Origin of the sequence: Niveispirillum sp. SYP-B3756 (assembly GCF_009495745.1) — a bacterium.
GTDB lineage: Bacteria > Pseudomonadota > Alphaproteobacteria > Azospirillales > Azospirillaceae > Niveispirillum.
Genome location: NZ_WIDQ01000012.1, coordinates 1 through 21597, shown reverse-complemented (window position 1 = coordinate 21597; position 21597 = coordinate 1). Strand labels below are relative to the sequence as shown.

Sequence of the window (21597 nt, the reverse complement as noted above, 5' to 3'; positions counted from 1 at the left end):
CAGAATTATTGCCCTACAGAACGGGTCGCACAACCGGAAATCCGATAAGCGACACCAAATAAATCAAAGAGAACAGCGGAGATAGCGATGAAACATGCCAAGGGACTGCTGTCACGCCTCAGCGCTGGGACGGCGCTGGCGATCTTGACAATTGTATCCAATGATGCGGCGGCGCAGAACGCTGCCCCGCCGCCGGCGAATAATGATATTGTGCTGGAGGAGATCGTCGTGATCGCCCGTCAGCGTAATGAGACGGCGCGCGAAACCCCTGTGGCGGTGGCCGCCTTCACCGCAGACACGATTGAGAAGGCGGGCATTACCGGCCCGGCCGATTTTCTTTCCCTGACGCCCAATGTCAGTTTCCTGCAGACCACCAATGTCGGCGAAAGCCAGGTGCATATCCGCGGGGTCATCCAGCCGCGCGACAGCGAGCCGCCCTTTGCCTATGTGCTGGATGGGGTGCTGGTGCCCAACCCCAATGCCTTTAACCAGGATATGGTGGATATCGCGCAGATTGAGGTGATCAAGGGGCCGCTGGGCTCCATCTATGGCCGCAACGCCATTGGCGGCGCCATCCTGATCACCACCAAGAAGCCGGGGAACGAGCCGGAAGGCGAAATCCGCGCCGGCTATGAATTCAATGGCAATGAATACAAGGTCACCGGCTTTGTCGGCGGCCCGATCATCGAGAACAAGCTGTTTGCCCGCATCACCGCCGCCTACAAGGACCGCGAGGGCTATTTCGAAAACATCACCCTGCATAAGAAGGAGGATAGCTTCTCCGAAGGCCAAGTACGCGGCCGGCTGATCTATAAGGCGACAGAGGATATCGAGGTCGATCTGTCGGTCGGCTATGCCAAGGTCCATGGCTATGCCTTCAATTTCAACAACCAGACGGCGGGCACGCCGGGCTTCACCAAGGGTGTCGATATCAAGGACACCTCCATCCCCTATGTCGGCAATGTCGACAGTTTCAACCACCAGGAACGGCTGGATTTTGCTGGCAAGGTGGATTGGAACAGCGAGGCCGGCACCCTGACCTTCACCGCTGCCTATCATGATCTGACGGAGAATATGGGCGGTGAAGGGGCGGTGGATCTGGCCCTGTTCGGCGCCCCGTTCCCCAATGCGCCCAAGCCATCGGATTTCTTCACCAACCCGGCGCTGTATGAGGGCTATGGCCCCACCCTGCGCGACGGCACGCAATATCAGGAGCGCAATCAGGATGATACATCCTTTGAACTGCGCTTCACTTCTCCCGGTGAAGACCGGCTGCGCTATATTGCCGGCGCTTATTACATCAAGTTCAACCGCGAAGTCGTTTTGAACCGGGGCAATGATCTGGGCCAGGGCGTCATTGTGCCGGCACCGCTGGGCGGGCCGGCAAACCCGGTGGTCGCCGTCACCTGGACCGATAATGCCAATGATGCCTGGGCCCTGTTCGGCCAGCTTGCCTATGATATCGTCCCGGATGTGGAAGCCTCGGTCGCGCTCCGCTACGACAAGGAGAATCGGGAGACGACGAACCTGACACCGGCCGCCTTCTCCCCCATCCCCAATGTGCAGGGGCTGGTCCGCAAGGAGAGTTTCAGCGATCTGCAGCCGCGCATCTCCCTGCGCTGGAACGCGTCGGAACAGGTCTCCCTGTACGCCACCTGGGGGGAGGGCTTCCGCTCGGGCGGCTTCAACCCGCTGGGCAGCCGCTTCAACATCATCAATATCGATGGCGTCACCAACACCACGGTGCAGGATCAGTTCAACAAGGAGACGTCTTCATCCTATGAGGCGGGCGTGAAGACCCGCCTGTTCGATGGCCGCGTCACCTTTAACGTGGCGGCCTTTACCACCAAGGTGGAAAATGCCCATTATTTCCAGTTCTTCCCCTTCTCCTTGTCGCGCGTGATCTCCATCGTTGATCGCAACGACATCAAGGGGTTCGAGATGGATGGCGTGGTGCGGGTGGCCGATGGGTTGGACCTGTTCGGCGGCTTTGGCTATCTGCACAGCGAGATCAAGGAGAATAAGGAGCTGCCGCAGACGGTGGGCAACCGTTTCCCCTTCACCGCCAAATATGACGTCATCCTGGGCAGCCAGTACAGCAAGCCCATTGGCGATGGGTTCGACCTGTCGGCCCGCGTTGAATATAACCGCACCGGTCCGATGTATTTCGACACGTTGAACACGCCGGGCACGGAGCGGCCGGCGCTGGATCTGGTGAATGTCCGCCTGGGTGTGGAGAACGAGACCTGGGGCATCAACCTGTTCGCCCGCAACCTGTTCGACAAGCGCTATAATGCCGATGGCGTGGTGCTGGTGGTGCCCAACACCACCACCTTCAACTTCGTCACCAAGGGCCTGCCCCGCACCTGGGGGCTGGAGCTGAAGGCGAAGTTCTGAGTGTGCGTGATGCAGCGGGGCCGGGAGATATCCCGGCCCCGCTGCTGCTTTCAGCGCGAGGTCACGCAGATACGGTCGCGGCACTGCACGGTGACGGCAACTTCCTTGCCGTCGCTGGTCTTCTGGCCGGTACAGACGATCTTATAGAGTGTTTCCGACAGCCGGCCATTGACGCGCTTCAACACCTCCACCTTGCCCGGCTTGCAATTGGCGTTCAGGGCGGCCGCCTTGGCCTCGGCCTGCTGGGCCAGGGCAGGGGTGGGCAGGCTGGCCAGCAGGGTCAGGGCGATTATGGGTGCGTGCAAGGGGCGGAACATGGGGCAAGCCTGATTGCGGCAGAACAGGCCCCATCCTATGCCCTTGTCCGCTGACGGGAAAGCCCGTCAGCCCAGATAGCCGCTCAAGGCCGTTTGCAGCTTCTCTTCCCGTGCCTGCAATTCCGGGGTCATGGTGGGGCCGAAATCCTCTGCTGTGAAGATACGGCGGATTTCGATTTCTGCCTGCTGGCCGGTGGGGTTGGGGCAGCGCTTTACCCATTCCACCGCCTCTTCCAGGCTGTTCGTCTCGAAAATCCAGAAGCCGGCAATCAGATTGGCGGGATCATCCGCAAAGGGCCCCGGTCGCGCCAAGCGGTCAGCGCCGTCGAAATGTACCCGCGCCCCGGCGCTGGTCGGGTGCAGCCCTTCGCCGCCCGCCAGCACACCGGCCGTTAAAAGCTCTTCATTATAGGCAGTCATGGCGGCCAGCAGGCCGGTGTCCGGCATCTCACCGGCTTCGGTGGCGGTTGTGGCCTTCAGCAGGATCATGAATTTCATCGGTGGCGTCTCCGTTCAGGATGGTTGTGCCTGAAAGACGCGGGCGCCTGTTCCCTTCCGACAGGGCGCTGAAAATTTCTCCAAAAAGAAACCCCCGCCGGCGGACCGGCGGGGGTTCCCAAACACTTTCTGCTGGCTGCCGGCCCTGTTGCCAGGGCCGGTGGCGCATCAGACGCTGTAGTACATCTTGTATTCGATCGGGTGCGGCGAGGTTTCGAACGCCAGCACTTCTTCCATCTTCAGCTCGATGAAAGCGTCGATCATGTCGTCGGTGAAGACGTCGCCCTTCTTCAGGAACTCGCGGTCGGCCGACAGGCTTTCCAGCGCTTCGCGCAGGCTGCGGCAGACGGTCGGGATTTCCTTCAGTTCTTCCGGCGGCAGATCGTACAGGTTCTTGTCCATCGCCTCGCCCGGATGGATCTTGTTCTGGATACCATCCAGACCGGCCATCAGCATGGCGGCGAAGGCCAGGTACGGGTTTGCACCCGGATCGGGGAAGCGGACCTCGACGCGCTTGCCCTTCGGGCTGGACACGTGCGGGATACGGCAGGAAGCGGAACGGTTGCGGCTGGAGTAAGCCAGCAGCACCGGTGCCTCATAGCCCGGAACCAGACGCTTGTAGCTGTTGGTCAGCGGGTTGGTGAAGGCGTTCAGCGCACGGGCGTGCTTGATGATACCGCCGATATAGAACAGGGCGGTTTCCGACAGGTCGGCATAACCATTGCCGGCGAACAGCGGCTTGCCGTCCTTCCAGATGGACTGGTGGCAATGCATACCCGAGCCGTTGTCGCCGAACACCGGCTTCGGCATGAAGGTCGCGGTCTTGCCGTACTGGTGCGCAACATTGTGCACCACATACTTAAAGAGCTGCATCCCGTCGGCCATCTTGACCAGGGTGCCGAACTTCACGCCCAGCTCATGCTGGGAAGCGGCCACCTCGTGGTGGTGCTTTTCGACTTCAACGCCCATCTCGCCCAGAACGGTCAGCATCTCGGCGCGCAGATCCTGGGCGCTGTCGATCGGGGCCACCGGGAAGTAACCACCCTTGACGCCCGGACGGTGGCCCATATTGCCACCCTCATAGGACTTGCCGGAGGTGTAGGGGCCTTCTTCGCTGTCGAACTCGTAGAACACCTTGTTCATCGAGACTTCGAACTTCACGTCGTCGAACACGAAGAATTCGGCTTCCGGACCGAAATAGGCCACGTCGCCGATGCCGGCGGAGGCCATGTACTTTTCGGCGGCCTTGGCGATGGAGCGCGGGTCGCGCTTGTAGGGCTGGCCGGTCGACGGCTCCAGCACGTCGCACAGCACGGTCAGCAGCGGCTGGGCCGAGAACGGGTCCATGACGGCGGTGGACAGGTCGGGCATCAGGGTCATGTCCGACTCGTTGATGGCCTTCCAGCCAGCAATGGACGACCCGTCGAACATCACGCCGTCGGTCAGCAGATCCTCGTCCACGGTGGACAGGTGCTGGGAAACGTGATGGACCTTCCCCTTCATATCGGTGAAGCGGAAATCGACATACTTGACGTCGTTTTCCTTGATCAGGTCGAAGAACTTGGCCAAATCAGACATAGCCTCTGCTTCCGTGGTTTGAGGTTTGTCGCTGTCGCTGCGAGGCGGTGGTTGAGGCCGCTTCAAGATGAAGGGCGTTACCGCAACCCCCGCCGGTTTGAAAGATAATTTTCAAGGACTCCCAGGGGTGGCCCTGAAAATTGCCGCTTTGGCCATCTGGCGGGCTAACCGCCTGCCGGGGCAATGTGGCACGAAGCCTCAGATGGCGTCGGAACCGCGCTCACCGGTACGGATGCGGATCACCTCTTCCACCGGGGTGACGAAAATCTTGCCATCGCCGATACGGCCGGTATGGGCGGCCTGCTGGATCGCCTCAATCGCGCGATCGACAAGGCTGTCGTCCATCACGATCTCGATCTTCACCTTGGGCAGGAAATCCACAACATATTCGGCGCCGCGGTACAGCTCCGTATGGCCCTTCTGGCGACCGAAGCCCTTGGCTTCGGTGACGGTGATGCCCTTGATGCCAACATCATGCAGGGCCTCTTTCACCTCATCCAGCTTGAAGGGCTTGATGATGGCTTCGATTTTCTTCATCGCGTCCCACCGCTCCAAATTTCGGCGCCGACCAGTCCGTTTCCGGTTGCCGGCCAGCGCGTCTGACCATGTAAGCACATGCTGTGCCAGTTGCCCATCCCGTTGGGATCAGAGGATTTCACCATGCCACCCCATGATGATTGCCTCATTTTTAATCTCGATATGGCCTAATTTTTCACCTTAGAGGTCAAATGATGTGCATATGGGCGTTGTATCGCCCCTAAATACCGATCTGCTGCATGATATAGCGGCGTTTTTGCCCCTGCCAAAAAAGTCAAAAAAAGTTTGAACCAGTGCTTGACGCCAGAACGGCAGCTGGTGCATATAGCGGCTCCCGGCGGCGGTGGTAGCTCAGTTGGTAGAGCTCTCGGTTGTGGTCCGAGTGGTCGCGGGTTCGAGTCCCGTCCATCGCCCCAGTCCTCTCTTGAAGAGGATACACGTTGAAGGCGCCCGGCGAAAGCCGCAGGCGCCTTTACGTTTTCTGGCCCGCCGGGGCATCATGATCCGGCCTTCCCTGTGCCAGAGGTTCGATCATGGAACCGGACTCCCCCATCCTGCTGACCATCCGCCAGATGTATGCCGCCGATCAGGCGGCCATGGCGGCCGGTATTCCCGGCATCCGTCTGATGGCGTCGGCTGGTGCGGCGGTGGCGTCGGCCGTACAAGGGCTGGTGGGAGAGGGCGCGCGACCGCGCGTGCTGGCCCTGTGTGGTCCCGGCAATAATGGCGGTGATGGTTTCGTGGCGGCGGGCCTGCTGGCGGCAGCCGGCTGGCCGGTACGCGTTGCCCTGCTGGGGGAACGCGAAGCCTTGACGGGGGATGCCGCCTGGGCGGCAACGCAATGGCCGGGCACGGTGGAGCCCGCGACTCCGGCCCTGCTGGCGGACGCCGATATTGTCATCGATGCGCTGTTCGGCGCCGGTCTGCGCCGACCGCTGGAGGGGGCGGCGCTGGGCCTGGTGCAGGCCCTGGCGGCAAGTGGCCTGCCGGTGGTGGCGGTGGATGTGCCCAGCGGCGTGAATGGCGATACCGGGCAGGTGATGGGGGCTGCGGCCCCGGCCCAGGTGACCGTGACCTTTTTCCGCCGCAAACCGGGCCACCTGTTATTGCCGGGCCGACAATTATGCGGCCGTGTCGAACTGGCGGATATCGGCATTCCGCCCGGCTTGCTGGGGCAGATCGCGCCGACTCTGTTTGCCAACGATCCGGCGCTCTGGCGGGCACAATACCCCTGGCCACGCCTGGACGGGCATAAATATGCCCGTGGCCATCTGTTGCTGCTGGGTGGGGCGGTGATGACCGGTGCTGCGCGTCTGGCTGCCCGCGCTGCGCTGCGGGTGGGGGCGGGGCTGTTGACGCTGGCCTGCGATCCATCTGCTGCCCTTATATATAGTCTGTCGCAGGCCAGTTTGATCGTTGCCCCCCTGGACTCGCTGGACGGTTTTACCACCCTGCTGGCGGACCCCCGCCGCAACGCCCTGTTGTTGGGGCCCGGGGCGGGAACAACGGGGGAGGCAGCGGCATTGCTGCGGCCCGCAACGCTGGCAGCGCTGGGCGCTGGCCGTGCCGGGGTGCTGGATGCCGATATTTTCAGCATTTTCGCCGGCGACCTGCAGAGCTTGCGGCAGGCCGGCCTTGATCAGCATTGGGTATTGACCCCGCATGAGGGGGAGTTCCAGCGCTTGTTCGGCGCGATTGCCGGCAGTCGGCTGGCGCGTGCCCAGGAGGCCGCGCGTCGCAGCGGGGCGGTGGTGCTGTTGAAGGGGGCCGATACGGTGGTCGCCGCTCCCGATGGCCGTGCGGCCATCAACCATAATGCCCCGCCCGATCTGGCCACCGCCGGCAGCGGTGACGTGCTGTCGGGTCTGATTGCCGGCCTGTTGGCCCAGGGGATGCCGGCCTTCGAGGCAGCCTGCGCCGGGGCCTGGCTGCATGGCGAGTCGGGCCGGGTCGCTGGCCCTGGCCTGATTGCCGATGATCTGCCGGAAGCCCTGCGGCCGGTGCTGGCGGCCCTGCGCCATCGCTTCGAGTCGGCTCACAACGGCTGAACCGGATCTGCCATGGGATGAACAGACCATCCTTCGCTGTGGCATCGCATGGTCTGTTCATGTTCCAGAATGGTTACGCGACCTGCCGACCCGCAGAACTTAGCCTCCCTGGGACGAAATTACGGGCCCCGCACCCCCGATCCCTTTGCCTTTAAAATCAAATTTAAATTGCTGGGAATAAAATCGGGTTTCGGTGGGTCGGTTTCTTGCGAGGGCAATGTTAATGCGTTAGCCTTTGTGATGGGTCGGTTGGTGCCACTTTGGGCGGCGCTCCGGGGGAAAAGGTTACCTCGGTCGGTCACCCTTCAACCTCTTGCGAGTAGGGGAGCGTGAAGATGGGCGTGTCGTTCTTCAGGCGGTCGAAACAGGCGGCGGCACCGGTGCCTGGCGCTGTTTACCGGCGGGTGATTTTCAATACGGTGGAAACGGCCCAGGTGGTTGCCGTGACTGAGGAGGGGTTTCCCTTGCCCCATGTCCGCTATATCGCCCGCAACGACATGATGGATGGACCCGACCGGGGGCATCCGGCCCGGAATATCCGCATCCTCTCGGTGGATAGTTTCAATCGCCTGTACGGTCTGCCGCAGGCCGGCTGATCCCTTTGCGGGTGGTCAGGATGTAAGGGGGGCATCTGTGCCCCCCTTTTTGCTTTTCGGCCCTGTGGCGAGCAAGGCGTGGGCCGGTATGGCCGCTTTCATGCCGTTGCATGACTTGGAAAGCAGATGGGGCGCTGCTCTGCGCCTGCCCCATTGCTCTTGCCGCTCGGCTTTGCGGAATCGCGCTTGGCGCGGCTGTTTTCCCTTGCTATACGGTGCGCTCCCGCGGGCAGGCTTCGGTCTGCCCGTGCGTGCGGGCGTGGCGGAATGGTAGACGCGCCGGATTTAGGTTCCGGTGTCGAAAGACGTGGGGGTTCAAGTCCCTTCGCCCGCACCACAATTTGTTGTTTTGACCCGCAACCCACCGCGGTGGCGCCGATCCATGGGCGTATCCGCGGGAGCTTCGGTCCGATCCACCGGGCCCGAGGCGACCAGCAAAGACAGGCATTTCGTCCCATGCAGATCACCGAGACCAGCGCTGAAGGCCTCCGCCGCGAATTTAAGGTCGTCATCACGGCCCAGGACATCGAATCGCGGGTGCAGACCCAGCTGATCCAAGTCGGCAAGACCGTGAAGATGCCCGGCTTCCGCCCCGGCAAGGTGCCGATGCCGATCCTGAAGCAGCGCTATGGCATGTCGGTCATGGGCGAGGTGCTGGAAGCGGCCGTGCAGGAATCGGTGGACAAGCTGGTTGCCGATAACAACCTGCGCCCGGCCCTGCAGCCGAGCGTGAAGGCCGTGGAGCCGTTCGCCGAGGGCAAGGATTTCACCCTGGACGTCTCCGTCGAGCTGCTGCCGGAATTCGAGCCGGCCGACCTGTCCGGCGTTGAGATCGAAAAGCCGGTTGCCGCCGTGGCCGATGACGCCGTGGCCGAGAGCCTGGAGCGTCTGGCCAAGGCCCGCCGCACCACCGAGAAGGTGGAAGATGACCGCGCCGCCGTGACCGGCGACATCCTGCTGATCGATTTCGACGGTTCCGTCGATGGCGAGAAGCGCCCCGGCATGAAGGGCGAAGGCCACGAGCTGGAGCTGGGCTCCAACTCCTTCATCCCCGGTTTCGAGGACCAGTTGGTCGGCACCAAGGCCGGCAGCGATGTCACTGTGACGGTGACCTTCCCGACCGAATATCATGCTGCCGAACTGGCCGGTAAGGATGCCGTGTTCGAGGTGAAGGTGCATGAGATTCGCGCCGCCAAGGACGCGGAGCTGAATGACGATCTGGCCAAGACCTTCGGCTTTGACGATCTGGAAGGGCTGCGGACGGCCATTTCCGAGCGCATCGGCGAGGAATATGCCGCCACGTCCCGCCTGCGCGCCAAGCGCACCCTGCTGGACAAGCTGGCCGAGCTGCACAGCTTCGACGTCCCGGCCGGCATGGTCGAGATCGAGTTCGAGCAGATCTGGAAGCGCCTGCAGGACGAGCTGGCCGATGGCGAAGTCGAGGCTGAGGACAAGGATAAGGACGAAGAGGCCCTGAAGGCTGAATACCGCGACATCGCGGTGCGTCGTGTCCGTCTGGGCCTGCTGCTGTCGGAAATCGGCCGCCGCAACAATGTGACCGTCAGCCGGGAAGAGCTGAACAAGGCCATGATCGACGAGGTTCGTCGCTATCCGGGCCAGGAACAGCAGGTGTTCGAGTTCTTCCGCAAGAACCCCCAGGCTGTCGAAAGCCTGCGCGCGCCGATTTATGAAGACAAGGTTGTCGACTTCATCCTCGGAAGCGTTAAGGTGAACGAAGTGACCGTGTCGGTTGACGACCTGATGCGCGATCCGGACGATGAGGAAGAGGGTGCGGCTGCCGCCTGATCGGCATTCCCCCTTTGAATTAAACCGTGGGGGCCTATATACGGCTCCCACGGTACATGGCGAGGAACAAGGCAGGAATCATGATCGATCCGCAGATGAACGCGCTGGTTCCGATGGTGGTCGAACAGACCAATCGGGGTGAACGCGCCTACGACATCTATTCCCGCCTCCTGAAGGAGCGGATCATTTTCCTGGTGGGCGGCGTCAATGACGCGGTCTCCAGCCTGATCTGCGCCCAGCTGCTGTTCCTTGAGGCGGAAAATCCTGACAAGGAAATCTCCTTCTATATCAATTCCCCCGGCGGCTATGTCACGGCTGGCCTCGCCATCTATGACACCATGCAATATATCCGCTGCCCGGTGCAGACCATCTGCATGGGCCAGGCGGCCAGCATGGGCGCCTTGCTGCTGGCGGGTGGTGCCAAGGGCAAGCGTTACGCCCTGCCCAACAGCCGAATCATGATCCACCAGCCTTCGGGCGGGGCCCAGGGTCAGGCGGCCGATATTGAAATCCAGGCCCAGGAAATCCTGCGGATGCGTCAGCGTCTGAATGAGATTTTCCAGAATCATACCGGCCAAGCGCTGGATGTGATTGAAAAGGCCGTTGAACGTGACAATTTTATGAGCCCGGACGAGGCGAAGGCTTTCGGCCTGATTGATCAGGTGATTTCCGATCGTCCCACGGGCTTTTCCCGGGCTGCGTGATCAACTGATCACCTGACCGGAGGCGGCAGCGAAGAAGTATATATTGATCCTGTCGCTTTACGTGTTGTTGAATAGGCGGGCAGGGCGGTGCGCCCGGTTCCGTCAGTCGGTTCAAGGGCGCGCGCAGGTGCTGGTATTGACCCCTCAGGGGACATGCCAGCGCCAATGTAACCGCCCGGTTTGAAGTGGATGCCCCAACGGGCATCCGGGTGCGGGGGCCAGGGCCATGCCGGGCCAGGGACCACGCGCCATCCGGTGATGTACGGAGCCCATATGACCAAGTCGACCGGCGGCGACAGCAAGAATACCCTCTACTGTTCTTTCTGCGGGAAGAGCCAGCACGAGGTGCGCAAGCTCATTGCCGGCCCCACCGTGTTCATCTGCGATGAATGCGTCGAGCTGTGCATGGACATCATCCGCGAGGAGAACAAGACCACGCTGGTGAAGTCCCGCGATGGTGTCCCCTCCCCGCGCGATATCAGCACGGTGCTGGATGACTATGTCATCGGGCAGGAACATGCCAAGCGTGTGCTGTCCGTGGCGGTGCATAACCATTACAAACGGCTGGCACACGGTGCGAAGCACAATGATGTGGAACTGGCCAAGTCCAACATCCTGCTGGTCGGGCCGACCGGTTCGGGTAAGACGCTGCTGGCGCAGACTCTGGCTCGCATCATCGACGTGCCCTTCACCATGGCCGACGCCACCACGCTGACCGAAGCCGGTTATGTGGGCGAGGATGTGGAGAACATCATCCTGAAGCTGCTGCAATCCGCTGACTATAATGTCGAGCGGGCGCAGCGCGGCATCGTCTATATCGACGAGGTCGATAAGATCAGCCGCAAGTCCGACAACCCGTCGATCACCCGTGACGTTTCGGGCGAAGGCGTGCAGCAGGCCTTGCTGAAGATCATGGAAGGCACGGTTGCCTCCGTGCCGCCGCAGGGCGGGCGCAAGCATCCGCAGCAGGAATTCCTGCAGGTCGACACGACCAACATCCTGTTCATCTGCGGCGGCGCCTTCGCCGGTCTGGAAAAGATCATCGCCGCCCGCGGCAAGGGCACGTCCATCGGCTTTGGTGCCGATGTCCGCGGCCCGGATGAACGCCGCATGGGCGACGTGCTGCGCGAGGTTGAGCCGGAAGATCTGCTGAAATTCGGTCTGATCCCCGAATTTGTCGGGCGCCTGCCGGTGTTGGCCACCCTGCATGATCTGGACGAATCGGCCCTGATCGAAATCCTCTCCAAGCCGAAGAACGCGCTGGTAAAGCAGTATCAGCGTCTGTTCGAGATGGAGGATGTGAAGCTGACGGTGCATGAAGATGCCCTGCGCTCCATTTCCCGTAAGGCGATCGAGCGCAAGACCGGCGCCCGTGGTCTGCGCTCGATCATGGAAACCATTCTGCTCGACCCGATGTATGATCTCCCCGGCCTGCAGGGCGTGGAAGAGATCGTCATCAATAAGGAAGTGGTGGAGGGCCGCGCCAAGCCGCTCTACATTTATTCCGACCGTCGCAGCGAGGCGGCGCCGGGGGCGTAACACCCTCGTTGCTCCCCGCCTATCGTTGAAAACCCCACCGGCGCCGGCCGGTGGGGTTTTTCTTTGCTGCAATTTATACCAATCTCCCTTGATCATGACCGATCCAGGGAGATTTTGCGTTCCCTCAGGTGCCGGGCAGGCGCATCCGCGCCCTTGTCTTGCGCGCCACGAGGTGCTGAGCCGGCAGTCGCCGGCCTCCAATACGCCAAGGGTCAAACCCTCGGCGTATTGGTATCAGACCGATCAAAAGAAGAGGCCATCACCGGGCGCCCGGTGATGGCCTTATCAGTTTGGGGTGTTGAACTGCCGGTGCGCCCGAGAACAGGAAGGCGGGGCCGGCAGGTCTTCCCGGCAGCGGGCTCAGCCTGCCGGGCAGACGGCGTTGGTCGGGTCGGCCTCCAGCTTCACATCGGTGAAGGTAAGGCCAAGCGTCGACGAACTGGTCAGGATCAGCGGCGCTTCCACCCGGTCCATCTTGGCGCCGGCCCCGGCGAAGCACTTCAGGGGGATCTTCAGGGTGGAGAAGCTGCCGACCTTTGCCTTGTGCAACAGGTCGGTGACGTCCAGCGTTCCGGCGCAGTCGGTACCACAGCCCACCGCCATCTGCACCTTGCCGCCGGGGGCCTGATCCACCCGATAGCGGACGGACAGGGTGACGTCGCCGTTTGACTGGCGGGAGAGATCGACGGCGCGACCGGAAATGGCCAGACTGCCGGCAGCCTTGCCGGACCAGACGACCTGCTTGGCATCTTCCTGGGCCGCCGCATCGACGGAGCGCAGTGACAGCACGGAACCGGGGCTGGCCGCTGTGGTGGTGGTGACGCGCAGTTCCCCTTGCGCATCCCGCAAGCCCAGCGACCAGGGGGCGGCGGCCCGGCCGGCGCGGAAATAAATGCCGGCATTCTGCCGCGCCCCGGCCGGCACGCCCGATTCCTCCGGCAGGGTGCCAACCTTGGTCCTGTCGTGGTAGGTCAGGCCATAGCCATAGGCGAAGAGCGGGTTGTAATCCTTCTCCCCCCGGTTCAGCGGTGTCTGCACCGCCGTGCGCGGCCAGGAGAAGGAGAGTTTGCCGTTGAAATCATGGCGTACCTTGCCGTCAGCGCCTTTGAACAGCACATCGGCGATACCACCGCCCTCTGTCCCCGGCAGCCAGGCGGCAACGAACGCGTCCGAGGCGTTCAGTTCCGGGTTAACCCACAGCGGCCGGCCGGAGAGGAAGACGGCCACCACGGGAATGCCCTGGGCGCGCAATTTCTTCAGCAGGGCCAGATCCGTCTTCTCGTCCGGCTGATATTCCAGGGTTTCCACATCGCCCTGGAACTCCGCATAGGGTTCCTCGCCAAAGACGACGATGGCAACATCCGGCTTGCTGGTGAAATTCCCGGCCTTGTCATAATCAACCGCCCCGCCGGCGGCCGTCACGGCCCCCTTGATGCCGGCCAGGATGGAGGTGGCGCCGGGGAATTCATCGTTGCGATTGCCGGTACCCTGCCAGGAGATGGTCCAGCCGCCGGATTGCTTGCCGATATTATCGGCGCCATCGCCCGCCACCAGCACCCGCGCCTTGGGCGACAGCGGCAGTACGCCCGTATCATTCTTCAACAACACCAGCGACTTACGGACCGCCTCCCGCCCCACGGCGCGATGTTCCGGGCTGCCCAGGGTGCTGAGCGCCGGCAGGCCGGGCCGATCCTTGGGTGCCGGCTTCTCAAACAGGCCCGACAGCAGCTTCACCCGCAGGACGCGGCGCACCGCATCATCCAGCCGGGCCATGGGGATGGTGCCGTCCTTCGCCTGGGCCAGCGTATTTTCATAAAGCTGCTTCCAGCCATCGGCGGCCATAAACATGTCCAGCCCGGCATTGATGGCGGTGGGGCAATTCACCTTGGTGCAGCCGGGCACCTGATCATGGGCGTTCCAGTCGCCGACGATGAAACCGTTGAAGCCCATCCGCCCCTTCAGCACGTCGGTCAGCAGGGCCTTGTTGCCATGATGCTTGATGCCCTGCCAGCTGCTGAAACTGGCCATCACCGTCAGCACGCCGGCATCAATCGCCGGCGGATAGCCCGCATTATGGATGCGGATCAGCTCCTCTTCGCTGGCCAGGGCATTGCCCTGGTCGCGGCCCTTATCCGTGCCGCCATCGGCCAGGAAATGCTTGGCGCTGGCGACAATGCGGCCGGGGGCCATGAAATCCTTGCTGCCAGCCTTGCCCTGCACGCCCTCGACAATGGCGGCGGAATAGGCGGCAACGATCTCGGGGTCTTCCGAGAACCCTTCATAGGAACGACCCCAGCGGTCGTCTCGCACCACCGACAGAGCCGGGGCGAAGGTCCAGTCGATACCGGTGGCTGCCATTTCCACAGCCGTTACCGTACCGATCCTGCGCAGCAGATCGGGGTCATGGGCGGCCCCCAGCCCGATATTATGCGGGAAAATGGTGGCCGCGCCGATATTGCCATGGCCATGCACGGCATCTACCCCGAACAGGACGGGAATGGGCGTGTGGCCCGGCCGCTTCTCCAGCGAGACGCGATAGAACTGATCCGCCAGATCAAGCCACGCCTGGGGCGGGGCGCGATCATCGCCGCCAGGGCCGGAATTGCCACCCGCCAGGACAGAACCCAGGGGATATTTACGCAAATCCTCCGGCGTGATGCTGCCAATGTCACCCTGGATGACCTGACCCACCTTCTCTTCCAGGGACAGCTGCTTCAGCAGCGTGTCCACCCGCGCCTCAATGGCTGGGTTGATCAGCCGCTGATGTGCCGGCGCCGGCCATTTCTCCGGGTGCAGCTGGCTGGCGGCTGTCGGTGCCGTTTCCTGGGCCATGGCCCGGAAACCCGGCACCATGCCGGTCAGGGCCAGAGCGCTGACCATGCCAAAGGCGGCCGCGCGTCTCGCATAGGTGTTTTTCACCGGTAATCCTCCCTTGGCGATGGATCAAGACTGCATCGGCCTGGGGGCACGCGCGGTCATTGTCTTCGCCCTTCTTCGTGACAGCGTTGTCAGGTTATGCCTGCGACAAAACCACCCTGTCAATGCTGATTCCGGGGCAAAATTATCGGACTCTGCCTGCCTTTGCAGCGCAAATTATGCTGCACTGCGAAGAAGTGCAGCAAAGTTGCATCGGTCCAATTTATTGCCAATCGCTGGAGGGTTTGTGTTAACTTATTGATAATAAATGACCTGATGCGAGAGCCAACGCATGATGTTGTATGAATTACGAAAATTGAAACCGTAAAAATAGACAGCGCTGTCATTTTCCGTTGACGACAGCCCCCACCTGTCGCCTCAATAGGGCTGCGCGGCTTGGGTGAGCTGCGACCAAACACCAACAGCAATAAATCCCTGGGAGGGAGAGATGCCTTTCAAAAACAGGCTCGGGCTCTATCTGCATTCCGTCGCCGCTATCGCGCTGCTGGCCACGCCGGCCGCCATGGGCCAGGCCGCCCCGGCGGCGGCCGACGGTACGCAGCAGATGGACGAGATCATTGTTACCGGTTTCCGTGCGTCGCTGGCCAGCGCGCTGCAGACCAAGAGAAACGCCAACGAAATCATCGAATCCATCACTGCGGAGGATATGGGCAAGTTCCCCGACCAGAATATCGCGGAAAGCCTACAGCGCCTGTCAGGCGTGCAGATCGACCGCGACAATGGCCAGGGCACCAAGGTTCGCATCCGTGGTCTGGATCAGAATGTTACCCTGCTGAATGACGAAATTTTCCTGACCGGCCTGGAGGTTTTCACCCTGGGCGAAGGCCAGAACCGCAATACCGACAGCCTGGAAGGCGTGCCATCGGAATTGCTGGGTGGGGTGGATGTCTATAAATCCCCCAATGCCAAGCTGCTGGAAGGTGGCCTGGGCGGCATCATCAATCTGAAGACGCGCAATCCGCTGGCACTGGATGAGGGCATCACGGCGGCCGGCAACGTCCGCATGGCCAAGTCCGGCGGTGCCGACGGGGGATGGAAGCCGCTGGGTGCGGTGGCCGTCGGCTATAATTGGGGCGACAAGGCGGCCCTGATCGGCACCTTCTCCTACGATAAGCAAAATACCCAGAGCGATGTGCTGGGCGGTCAGAATCGCGGCAACTGGCGTTTTGCTGAACGCGGCGACAAGGCCACCGTCAAGACCAACTATTACGCCCCGGAATATCGCTACGCCACGGATCGTGACCAGACACGGGAGCGCATCGGCGGGTCGCTGAGCGGGGCCATTGTGCTTAACGACAGCCTGGAACTGTCGGGCGACTGGTTCCATTCAGAATCCGATATTCTGACCTCTGAGGCCTCACTGAAATTCCCCTTCACAGTGGAAAGCCCCGGCCTGGATACGACCAAGCCCTATACGATCGACAGCAATGGCGTGCTGATCAATGGCACCCTGATTGCCAATTCCGCTGAAGCCATCTCCTATGTACAGAATTCCAGTGTCGATGCCGATAATTTCGGCATGAAGTTGAAATATGATGGTGGCGGCAATTTCCGTGGCACCTTGCGCGGAGCCTATGCCACGGCGGAGCTGCACAGCGACAGCGCCAGTAACGATGTTCGCTATACCAAGTACAGCGTGCCGACGGCTGATCCGACCAGCCCCACGGGGTACAGCCATCAGGCGGCCAACCCGGCGGCACCGGCCAATTACCTGTTCACCTATGATAATGGGAACGGCAAGCTGCCCAGCTTCGCCCTGGCCAGCACACCGGATCTTTATACCAACCCGGCCTATGGCTATTTCAAATCGCACTGGGTGTTCGGCGACCGTGCCGATCTGGAGAATTATTCGCTGCGTGCGGATGGCGAATATGATCCGGAATTCATTGCTGCCGGCAATGTGCACCTGTCCACCGGCTATCGCTTCGCCTCGCGCGATGTGGATTATGTCCGCGGTCGCTATCTGGCCGATTATTCCGGCAAAGGCGAGCTGGATGGCACCAAGTTCGGCCAGAAATGGACGCCCTATGGCTATTTCCAGGATGGCGGCATCGGCTTCAAATCCTGCGAATTGCCCAAGGGGACGCCGGGAATTCCGGCCCAGTGCGATAACCGCTTCGGCAATTCGCCGCCGCTGATCACACCGTTCCAGACCTTCACCGGTGGCAGTGGCCGGGTCGAGACGATCAATAATTTCTTCTCGTCGGGCAATGTGGCGGGGGGCAAGATCCTGGTGCAGGATCGCAGCCAGATGAAGGATGGCCAGGCCTGGATCCAGGGGCTTTATCCCTCCACCCCGTTCGCCTTCTATGCCGAGCCGCTGGAAAGCTTCCGGGTGAAGGAGAAAACCCATTCCGGCTATCTGATGGCGGATATCGGTGATGCCGGGGACGGCTATCACATCAATGTCGGCGCCCGGCTGATCCATACCAAGCTGACCGTCTACCAGAACCGCGCCACCGATCCCGATCCAGTCTATCTGGGCACGGATAGCTGGAACGGGGTGCTGCGTGACAGCGAAACCATCGCCAACGAACGTTCCTACACCGATATTCTGCCCAGCCTGAACATGGTGTTCGATCTGGATGAAGGGCAGAAGGTGCGCTTTGCTGCTTCCCGCGTGGTGGCCCGTCAGAACCTCTTCGATCTGGGCCGCGGTTTCCGGGTGGATTTCACCCGTAACCCGACCACCAACCTGTTCGAAGCCACCAACGGTTCCTCCGGTAACCCTGATCTGGATCCGTTCCGGGCTTCGCAGTTCGACCTGGGTTATGAATATTATTTCGGCCGCCAGGGTCTGGTGTCGCTGGTCGGCTTCTGGAAGGAAGTGGACAGCTTCATCGGCACGGAAACCAAGCCGGAATTCGTCATGGATCAGGCCGGCGGGCGCAACACGCCCATCCAGCGCCCGATCAATGGCGAAGGTGGCCGGGTCCGCGGCTTTGAGCTGGGCGCCCAATATGCCTTCGACTGGGGCGTTGGCTTCAATGTCAACTATACCTATTCGGACAGCAAATCGCCCATCTTCAATGATTTCGACAAGGGGTTGCCGATCCCCGGCGTTTCCAAGCACGCCTTCAACGGTCAGGTCTATTACGAATATGAAGGGCTGGAAGCGCGCCTTTCCTATACCTGGCGTACCAAATCCTTCGCCGGCAATTTCGGCTTCGGCGATGGTGCGGTCAACCGCACGCTGGGCATCTGGAACCGCGCCTATGGTCAGCTGGACGCCCAGCTCGGCTATCAGGTCACCGAGCAGATCGGGGTGACGCTGGAAGGCATCAACCTGACCAAGGAGGATCAGAGCCAGTACCTGCAATATAAGAACCTGCCCTTCTCCTATGGATCGGGTTCCCGCCGCCTGATGGCGGGGGTACGGTTCAAGCTCTAAACGACAAACGCCAAGTATGGGCGCCGGGGAAACCCGGCGCCCTTTCTGGTTCTGGCGGGGGATGGGGGTATGATGACGGGAAATCTGCCGGCAGAGATTCTGGTCGTGGGCGGGGGGACGGCCGGCTGGATGGCGGCGGCGGCACTGGCCCGTGCTGTCGGACGGCAGGTGCGGGTTCGCCTGGTGGAAAGCAGTACCCTCGGCACGGTGGGGGTAGGGGAGGCAACCATCCCGGCCATCCGCGATTTCAACCGCCTGCTGGGCCTGGATGAAGCGGATTTCCTCACCCATACCCAGGGAACCTGCAAGCTGGGGATTGAGTTCCGCGACTGGCGCCGGCCGGGCCATGCCTATTTCCACCCGTTCGGCGTCTATGGTGATCGGCTGGATGCCAATTACACCCACCAATATTGGCGCCGTCTGCGGCAGCACGGGGAAGGCGGCGAGCTGGCGGACTATTCGCTTTGCACCCAGATGGCCCGGCTGGGCCGCTATATGGCGCCGGTGGCTGACCCGCGTCATCTGCTCAGTGTTGTGGGGGCCGCCTATCATTTTGATGCCGCGCTTTATGCCCAATATCTGCGAACTTATGCGGAGCGGCTGGGCGTGGTGCGGCTGGATCGGAACATTGTTGACGTCGCGCTGCGGGGGGAGGATGGCTTTATCGATGCCGTCATTGCGGAGGGCGGGGAACGGCTGAGCGCTGATTTCTTTATCGATTGCACCGGCTTTGCCGGGCTGCTGATCGAAAAGGCGCTGAAGGCGGGCTATGAGGAATGGACCCATTGGCTGCCCTGTGACCGTGCCTGGGCGGTGCCATCCGCCAGCGATGGCCGCATCGTCCCTTTCACCCGCTCCACGGCACGCGACGCCGGTTGGCAATGGTGCATCCCGCTGCGCCATCGGGTGGGCAATGGCTATGTCTTCAGCAGCAACCATCTGGGGGAGGAGGCTGCCCGCCAGACTCTGCTGTCCAGCCTGGACGGTGCCGCCCTGGCCGCACCAAAGCTGCTGCGTTTCACTACTGGCCGGCGGCGGCGGGCCTGGGTGAAGAATTGCCTGTCACTAGGGCTGGCCTCGGGTTTTCTGGAGCCGCTGGAATCCACCTCCATCCACTTGATCCAGACCGGCATCACCCGATTGCTTGATTTCTTCCCCGGAAAGCGGATCGAGCCGGTAGAAGTGGCCGAATATAATGCGCTGTCCCAGGCGGAATACGAGGCGGTGCGCGATTTTCTGATCCTGCACTATCATGTGACGGAGCGCAGGGGTTCCCCGCTCTGGGACGATTGCCGGACCATGGCGATCCCCGACAGCCTGCAACAGCGTATCGACCTGTTCCGCCAGCGGGGGCGGATTTGTACCCGTGGGCGGGCGCTGTTCAGTGACACGAGCTGGCTGTCCGTGCTGCTGGGCCAGGGGGTCATGCCGGAAGCCTATGATCCGCTGGTCGATCTGCACGCGTTGGAAGCCATCCGGGAGCGGATGGGCACCATGCGCAGCCGCCTCCGTCAGGCGGCGGAAGCCATGCCGACGCATGAAGCCTATCTGGCCAGCGCGCGCGTGGCTTGAGCCCGGGGAGCATGGAGGGTGCCTCTTGGCTTATGACAAGCCTGAGCCTCGGGTGATATAGCCGACCGATCAAGGTGGAGCTGCTTTGTCCGTTGGCGGAACGGCTCCGCTTCATTTTGGATGGGGTTGGCTGAAACCACCCGTCCTGCTTGTTGCAAGCCGTGTCCAAGGGTAGCTTCTCTCCTTCCATGACACGTGAGGGAAGGATAAGCCCATGGTTTCCCGCCTGATCCATTCATTGCTGCTGGGGGCAACCCTGCTGGCGGCCCCGGCGCTTACTGCCCAGGCTGCAGACCTGCCGGTGGCCTTGGCGCCCGTGCTGGCCGGTGACCATCGTTCAGAGGCGAATCGCGCCCGCGATGGCTGGCGTCATCCGGTGGAAACGCTGGATTTCTTCGGCGTGGCGCCGGGCCAGCGCGTGGTGGAGATCTGGCCGGGTGCCGGCTGGTATTCAGAGGTGCTGGGGCCCTTGCTGCGCGATAATGGCACCTATATCGCGGCCGCCCCGGATACCAACGGGGCGTCGGATGGCATGAAAGCCTCGGTCCAGCGCTTTAAGGACAAGCTGGCCGCCCGTCCCGATCTTTATAAGGGGACGCAGCTTGCCGCCTTCGGCCCCAACGCCCTGGCCATTGTTCCGGCCAACAGCGTGGATCGCGTGCTGACCTTCCGTAATGTGCATAATTGGATGGCGGCCGGCTGGGCCGAACAGGCTTTCAAGGCCATGTTCGCCGCCCTGAAGCCGGGCGGCGTGCTGGGCGTGGTGGAACACCGGGCCAGTAATGACCAGCCGCAAGACCCCAAGGCTCCCACCGGCTATGTCCGTCAGGATTATGTGATCAAGCTTGCCACCGATGCGGGCTTCAAACTGGTCGCGCTGTCGGAAGTCAATTCCAACCCGCGCGACGACAAGGACCATCCGCAGGGCGTCTGGACCCTGCCGCCGACCCTGGCCCTGAAGGATAAGGACAAGGATCAGTATCTGGCGATCGGGGAAAGCGACCGGATGACCCTACGCTTCGTCAAGCCGGGGGCCTGATCGGTCAGCCATGCAGGGGGAGCGGTGGTCTCCCCCTGCCCAAGCCCGGTTTTCGGGCTTACATTGGTTTGGTCACGGGGATGCAACGGGTCGTTCATTTTTCCTCAAAAAACCTATTGCATCTGTTTTTGTGTACGCCTATACAGCGCCTCCCACGACGTCGGGCCGGTTGGTTTGGCAGTTGTGGGGCGGGATGGTGATGGTTTTGGCCAGTATCATCCAAGGTTCTTTGAAGGCTTCGGCCTTCGGACAAGTGGAATGATCTATCGTGCTGTTGGGTGAGGTGTTCGCCAGACTTGGTTCTGGTGGGTATTTTGCTTGATGGTCTGTTGACCGGATTGGTTCTGTACTTTTTGTAGCGCTGTTGCGCTGCGGAGAAAAAAGTTCAGGACGGTGAAAAAAACGGTTGACGGGTTGGTTGGAGGTGTTTAGAAAGCGCTCCACCAACGACGGCGGCGCCGCTGCCGACGATGGATTTGCAGTCTCTGAGCTGATGGCTTTTGGACTGCGCGGCATGAACCTCCTGCTTTTGTGGGTGCCGGTGTCGACTGGTTTTCCGGTCGGGGCGAAGGGTTTGTCGGCTTTTGGGCCGGGTTCTTGGACAAGTAAATCGATTGAGAGAAGGGATGCGCAGGCGG

At 61.7% G+C, this 21597-nt stretch carries 15 protein-coding genes and 2 tRNA genes; 11 read left to right on the top strand and 6 right to left on the bottom strand.

Features of this window, described 5'->3' with window-relative positions; all coding sequences use genetic code 11:
- The first annotated feature begins 87 nt into the window (after positions 1–87).
- Complete coding sequence (locus GE253_RS19040) at positions 88–2397, top strand: TonB-dependent receptor (protein WP_153205733.1); 2310 nt, start codon at positions 88–90, stop codon at positions 2395–2397.
- A gap of 50 nt (positions 2398–2447) precedes the next feature.
- On the opposite strand, the gene GE253_RS19035 is transcribed toward GE253_RS19040, so the two are convergent.
- The 4 genes from GE253_RS19035 to GE253_RS19020 all read right to left on the bottom strand — a co-directional run bounded on the left by GE253_RS19035 (position 2448) and on the right by GE253_RS19020 (position 5327).
- Positions 2448–2714: a hypothetical protein gene (locus GE253_RS19035; protein ID WP_247878753.1), complete on the bottom strand. Its 267-nt coding sequence runs from the start codon at positions 2712–2714 to the stop codon at positions 2448–2450.
- 66 nt (positions 2715–2780) lie between these two features.
- Entirely contained in the window at positions 2781–3212 is a 432-nt protein-coding gene (locus tag GE253_RS19030; RefSeq protein ID WP_153205732.1) for a YciI family protein, read from the bottom strand.
- A gap of 168 nt (positions 3213–3380) precedes the next feature.
- Positions 3381–4790: a type I glutamate--ammonia ligase gene (glnA, locus tag GE253_RS19025; protein WP_153205731.1), complete on the bottom strand. Its 1410-nt coding sequence runs from the start codon at positions 4788–4790 to the stop codon at positions 3381–3383.
- A gap of 198 nt (positions 4791–4988) precedes the next feature.
- Positions 4989–5327, bottom strand: a complete 339-nt coding sequence (locus GE253_RS19020; protein ID WP_089289572.1) for a P-II family nitrogen regulator — start codon at positions 5325–5327, stop codon at positions 4989–4991.
- A gap of 340 nt (positions 5328–5667) precedes the next feature.
- On the opposite strand from GE253_RS19020, the gene GE253_RS19015 reads away from it, so the two are divergent.
- The 7 genes from GE253_RS19015 (at position 5668) to clpX (ending at position 12020) form a co-directional block, all read left to right on the top strand.
- Positions 5668–5743: transfer RNA gene (locus tag GE253_RS19015), tRNA-His, on the top strand.
- Positions 5744–5860: 117 nt separating this feature from the next.
- Positions 5861–7375: an NAD(P)H-hydrate dehydratase gene (locus GE253_RS19010; protein WP_153205730.1), complete on the top strand. Its 1515-nt coding sequence runs from the start codon at positions 5861–5863 to the stop codon at positions 7373–7375.
- Between the two features lie 335 nt (positions 7376–7710).
- Positions 7711–7971, top strand: coding sequence for a hypothetical protein (locus tag GE253_RS19005; protein ID WP_153205729.1), 261 nt, complete (start codon positions 7711–7713; stop codon positions 7969–7971).
- 253 nt (positions 7972–8224) lie between these two features.
- Positions 8225–8308: transfer RNA gene (locus GE253_RS19000), tRNA-Leu, on the top strand.
- 119 nt (positions 8309–8427) lie between these two features.
- Entirely contained in the window at positions 8428–9777 is a 1350-nt protein-coding gene (tig, locus tag GE253_RS18995) for a trigger factor (protein WP_153205728.1), read from the top strand.
- A gap of 80 nt (positions 9778–9857) precedes the next feature.
- Positions 9858–10481 (top strand): ATP-dependent Clp endopeptidase proteolytic subunit ClpP, encoded by a 624-nt coding sequence (gene clpP / locus GE253_RS18990; protein ID WP_153205727.1) that lies wholly within the window; start codon positions 9858–9860, stop codon positions 10479–10481.
- Positions 10482–10754: 273 nt separating this feature from the next.
- Positions 10755–12020, top strand: a complete 1266-nt coding sequence (gene clpX / locus GE253_RS18985) for an ATP-dependent Clp protease ATP-binding subunit ClpX (RefSeq protein WP_153205726.1) — start codon at positions 10755–10757, stop codon at positions 12018–12020.
- A 360-nt stretch (positions 12021–12380) separates the two neighbouring features.
- On the opposite strand, the gene GE253_RS18980 is transcribed toward clpX, so the two are convergent.
- A complete protein-coding gene (locus GE253_RS18980) occupies positions 12381–14939 on the bottom strand; it encodes an exo 1,3/1,4-beta-D-glucan glucohydrolase (RefSeq protein ID WP_211101520.1) in 2559 nt (852 codons plus the stop codon).
- 445 nt (positions 14940–15384) lie between these two features.
- On the opposite strand from GE253_RS18980, the gene GE253_RS18975 reads away from it, so the two are divergent.
- The 3 genes from GE253_RS18975 to GE253_RS18965 all read left to right on the top strand — a co-directional run bounded on the left by GE253_RS18975 (position 15385) and on the right by GE253_RS18965 (position 20959).
- Positions 15385–18348 (top strand): TonB-dependent receptor, encoded by a 2964-nt coding sequence (locus GE253_RS18975; RefSeq protein WP_173012730.1) that lies wholly within the window; start codon positions 15385–15387, stop codon positions 18346–18348.
- Between the two features lie 69 nt (positions 18349–18417).
- Positions 18418–19920, top strand: a complete 1503-nt coding sequence (locus GE253_RS18970; protein ID WP_247878752.1) for a tryptophan halogenase family protein — start codon at positions 18418–18420, stop codon at positions 19918–19920.
- Between the two features lie 214 nt (positions 19921–20134).
- A complete protein-coding gene (locus GE253_RS18965) occupies positions 20135–20959 on the top strand; it encodes a class I SAM-dependent methyltransferase (protein WP_153205725.1) in 825 nt (274 codons plus the stop codon).
- 138 nt (positions 20960–21097) lie between these two features.
- On the opposite strand, the gene GE253_RS18960 is transcribed toward GE253_RS18965, so the two are convergent.
- A partial coding sequence (locus GE253_RS18960) for a hypothetical protein (RefSeq protein ID WP_211101519.1) occupies positions 21098–21597 on the bottom strand: 500 nt, incomplete at its 5' end.

Excerpts from the sequence above, each read along its gene's own strand:
- GE253_RS19040 (WP_153205733.1), top strand. The coding sequence starts at position 88 with ATGAAACATGCCAAGGGACTGCTGTCACGCCTCAGCGCTGGGACGGCG.
- GE253_RS19035 (WP_247878753.1), bottom strand. The coding sequence starts at position 2,714 with ATGTTCCGCCCCTTGCACGCACCCATAATCGCCCTGACCCTGCTGGCC.
- GE253_RS19030 (WP_153205732.1), bottom strand. The coding sequence starts at position 3,212 with ATGAAATTCATGATCCTGCTGAAGGCCACAACCGCCACCGAAGCCGGT.
- glnA (WP_153205731.1), bottom strand. The coding sequence starts at position 4,790 with ATGTCTGATTTGGCCAAGTTCTTCGACCTGATCAAGGAAAACGACGTC.
- GE253_RS19020 (WP_089289572.1), bottom strand. The coding sequence starts at position 5,327 with ATGAAGAAAATCGAAGCCATCATCAAGCCCTTCAAGCTGGATGAGGTG.
- GE253_RS19010 (WP_153205730.1), top strand. The coding sequence starts at position 5,861 with ATGGAACCGGACTCCCCCATCCTGCTGACCATCCGCCAGATGTATGCC.
- GE253_RS19005 (WP_153205729.1), top strand. The coding sequence starts at position 7,711 with ATGGGCGTGTCGTTCTTCAGGCGGTCGAAACAGGCGGCGGCACCGGTG.
- tig (WP_153205728.1), top strand. The coding sequence starts at position 8,428 with ATGCAGATCACCGAGACCAGCGCTGAAGGCCTCCGCCGCGAATTTAAG.
- clpP (WP_153205727.1), top strand. The coding sequence starts at position 9,858 with ATGATCGATCCGCAGATGAACGCGCTGGTTCCGATGGTGGTCGAACAG.
- clpX (WP_153205726.1), top strand. The coding sequence starts at position 10,755 with ATGACCAAGTCGACCGGCGGCGACAGCAAGAATACCCTCTACTGTTCT.
- GE253_RS18975 (WP_173012730.1), top strand. The coding sequence starts at position 15,385 with ATGCCTTTCAAAAACAGGCTCGGGCTCTATCTGCATTCCGTCGCCGCT.
- GE253_RS18970 (WP_247878752.1), top strand. The coding sequence starts at position 18,418 with ATGATGACGGGAAATCTGCCGGCAGAGATTCTGGTCGTGGGCGGGGGG.
- GE253_RS18965 (WP_153205725.1), top strand. The coding sequence starts at position 20,135 with ATGGTTTCCCGCCTGATCCATTCATTGCTGCTGGGGGCAACCCTGCTG.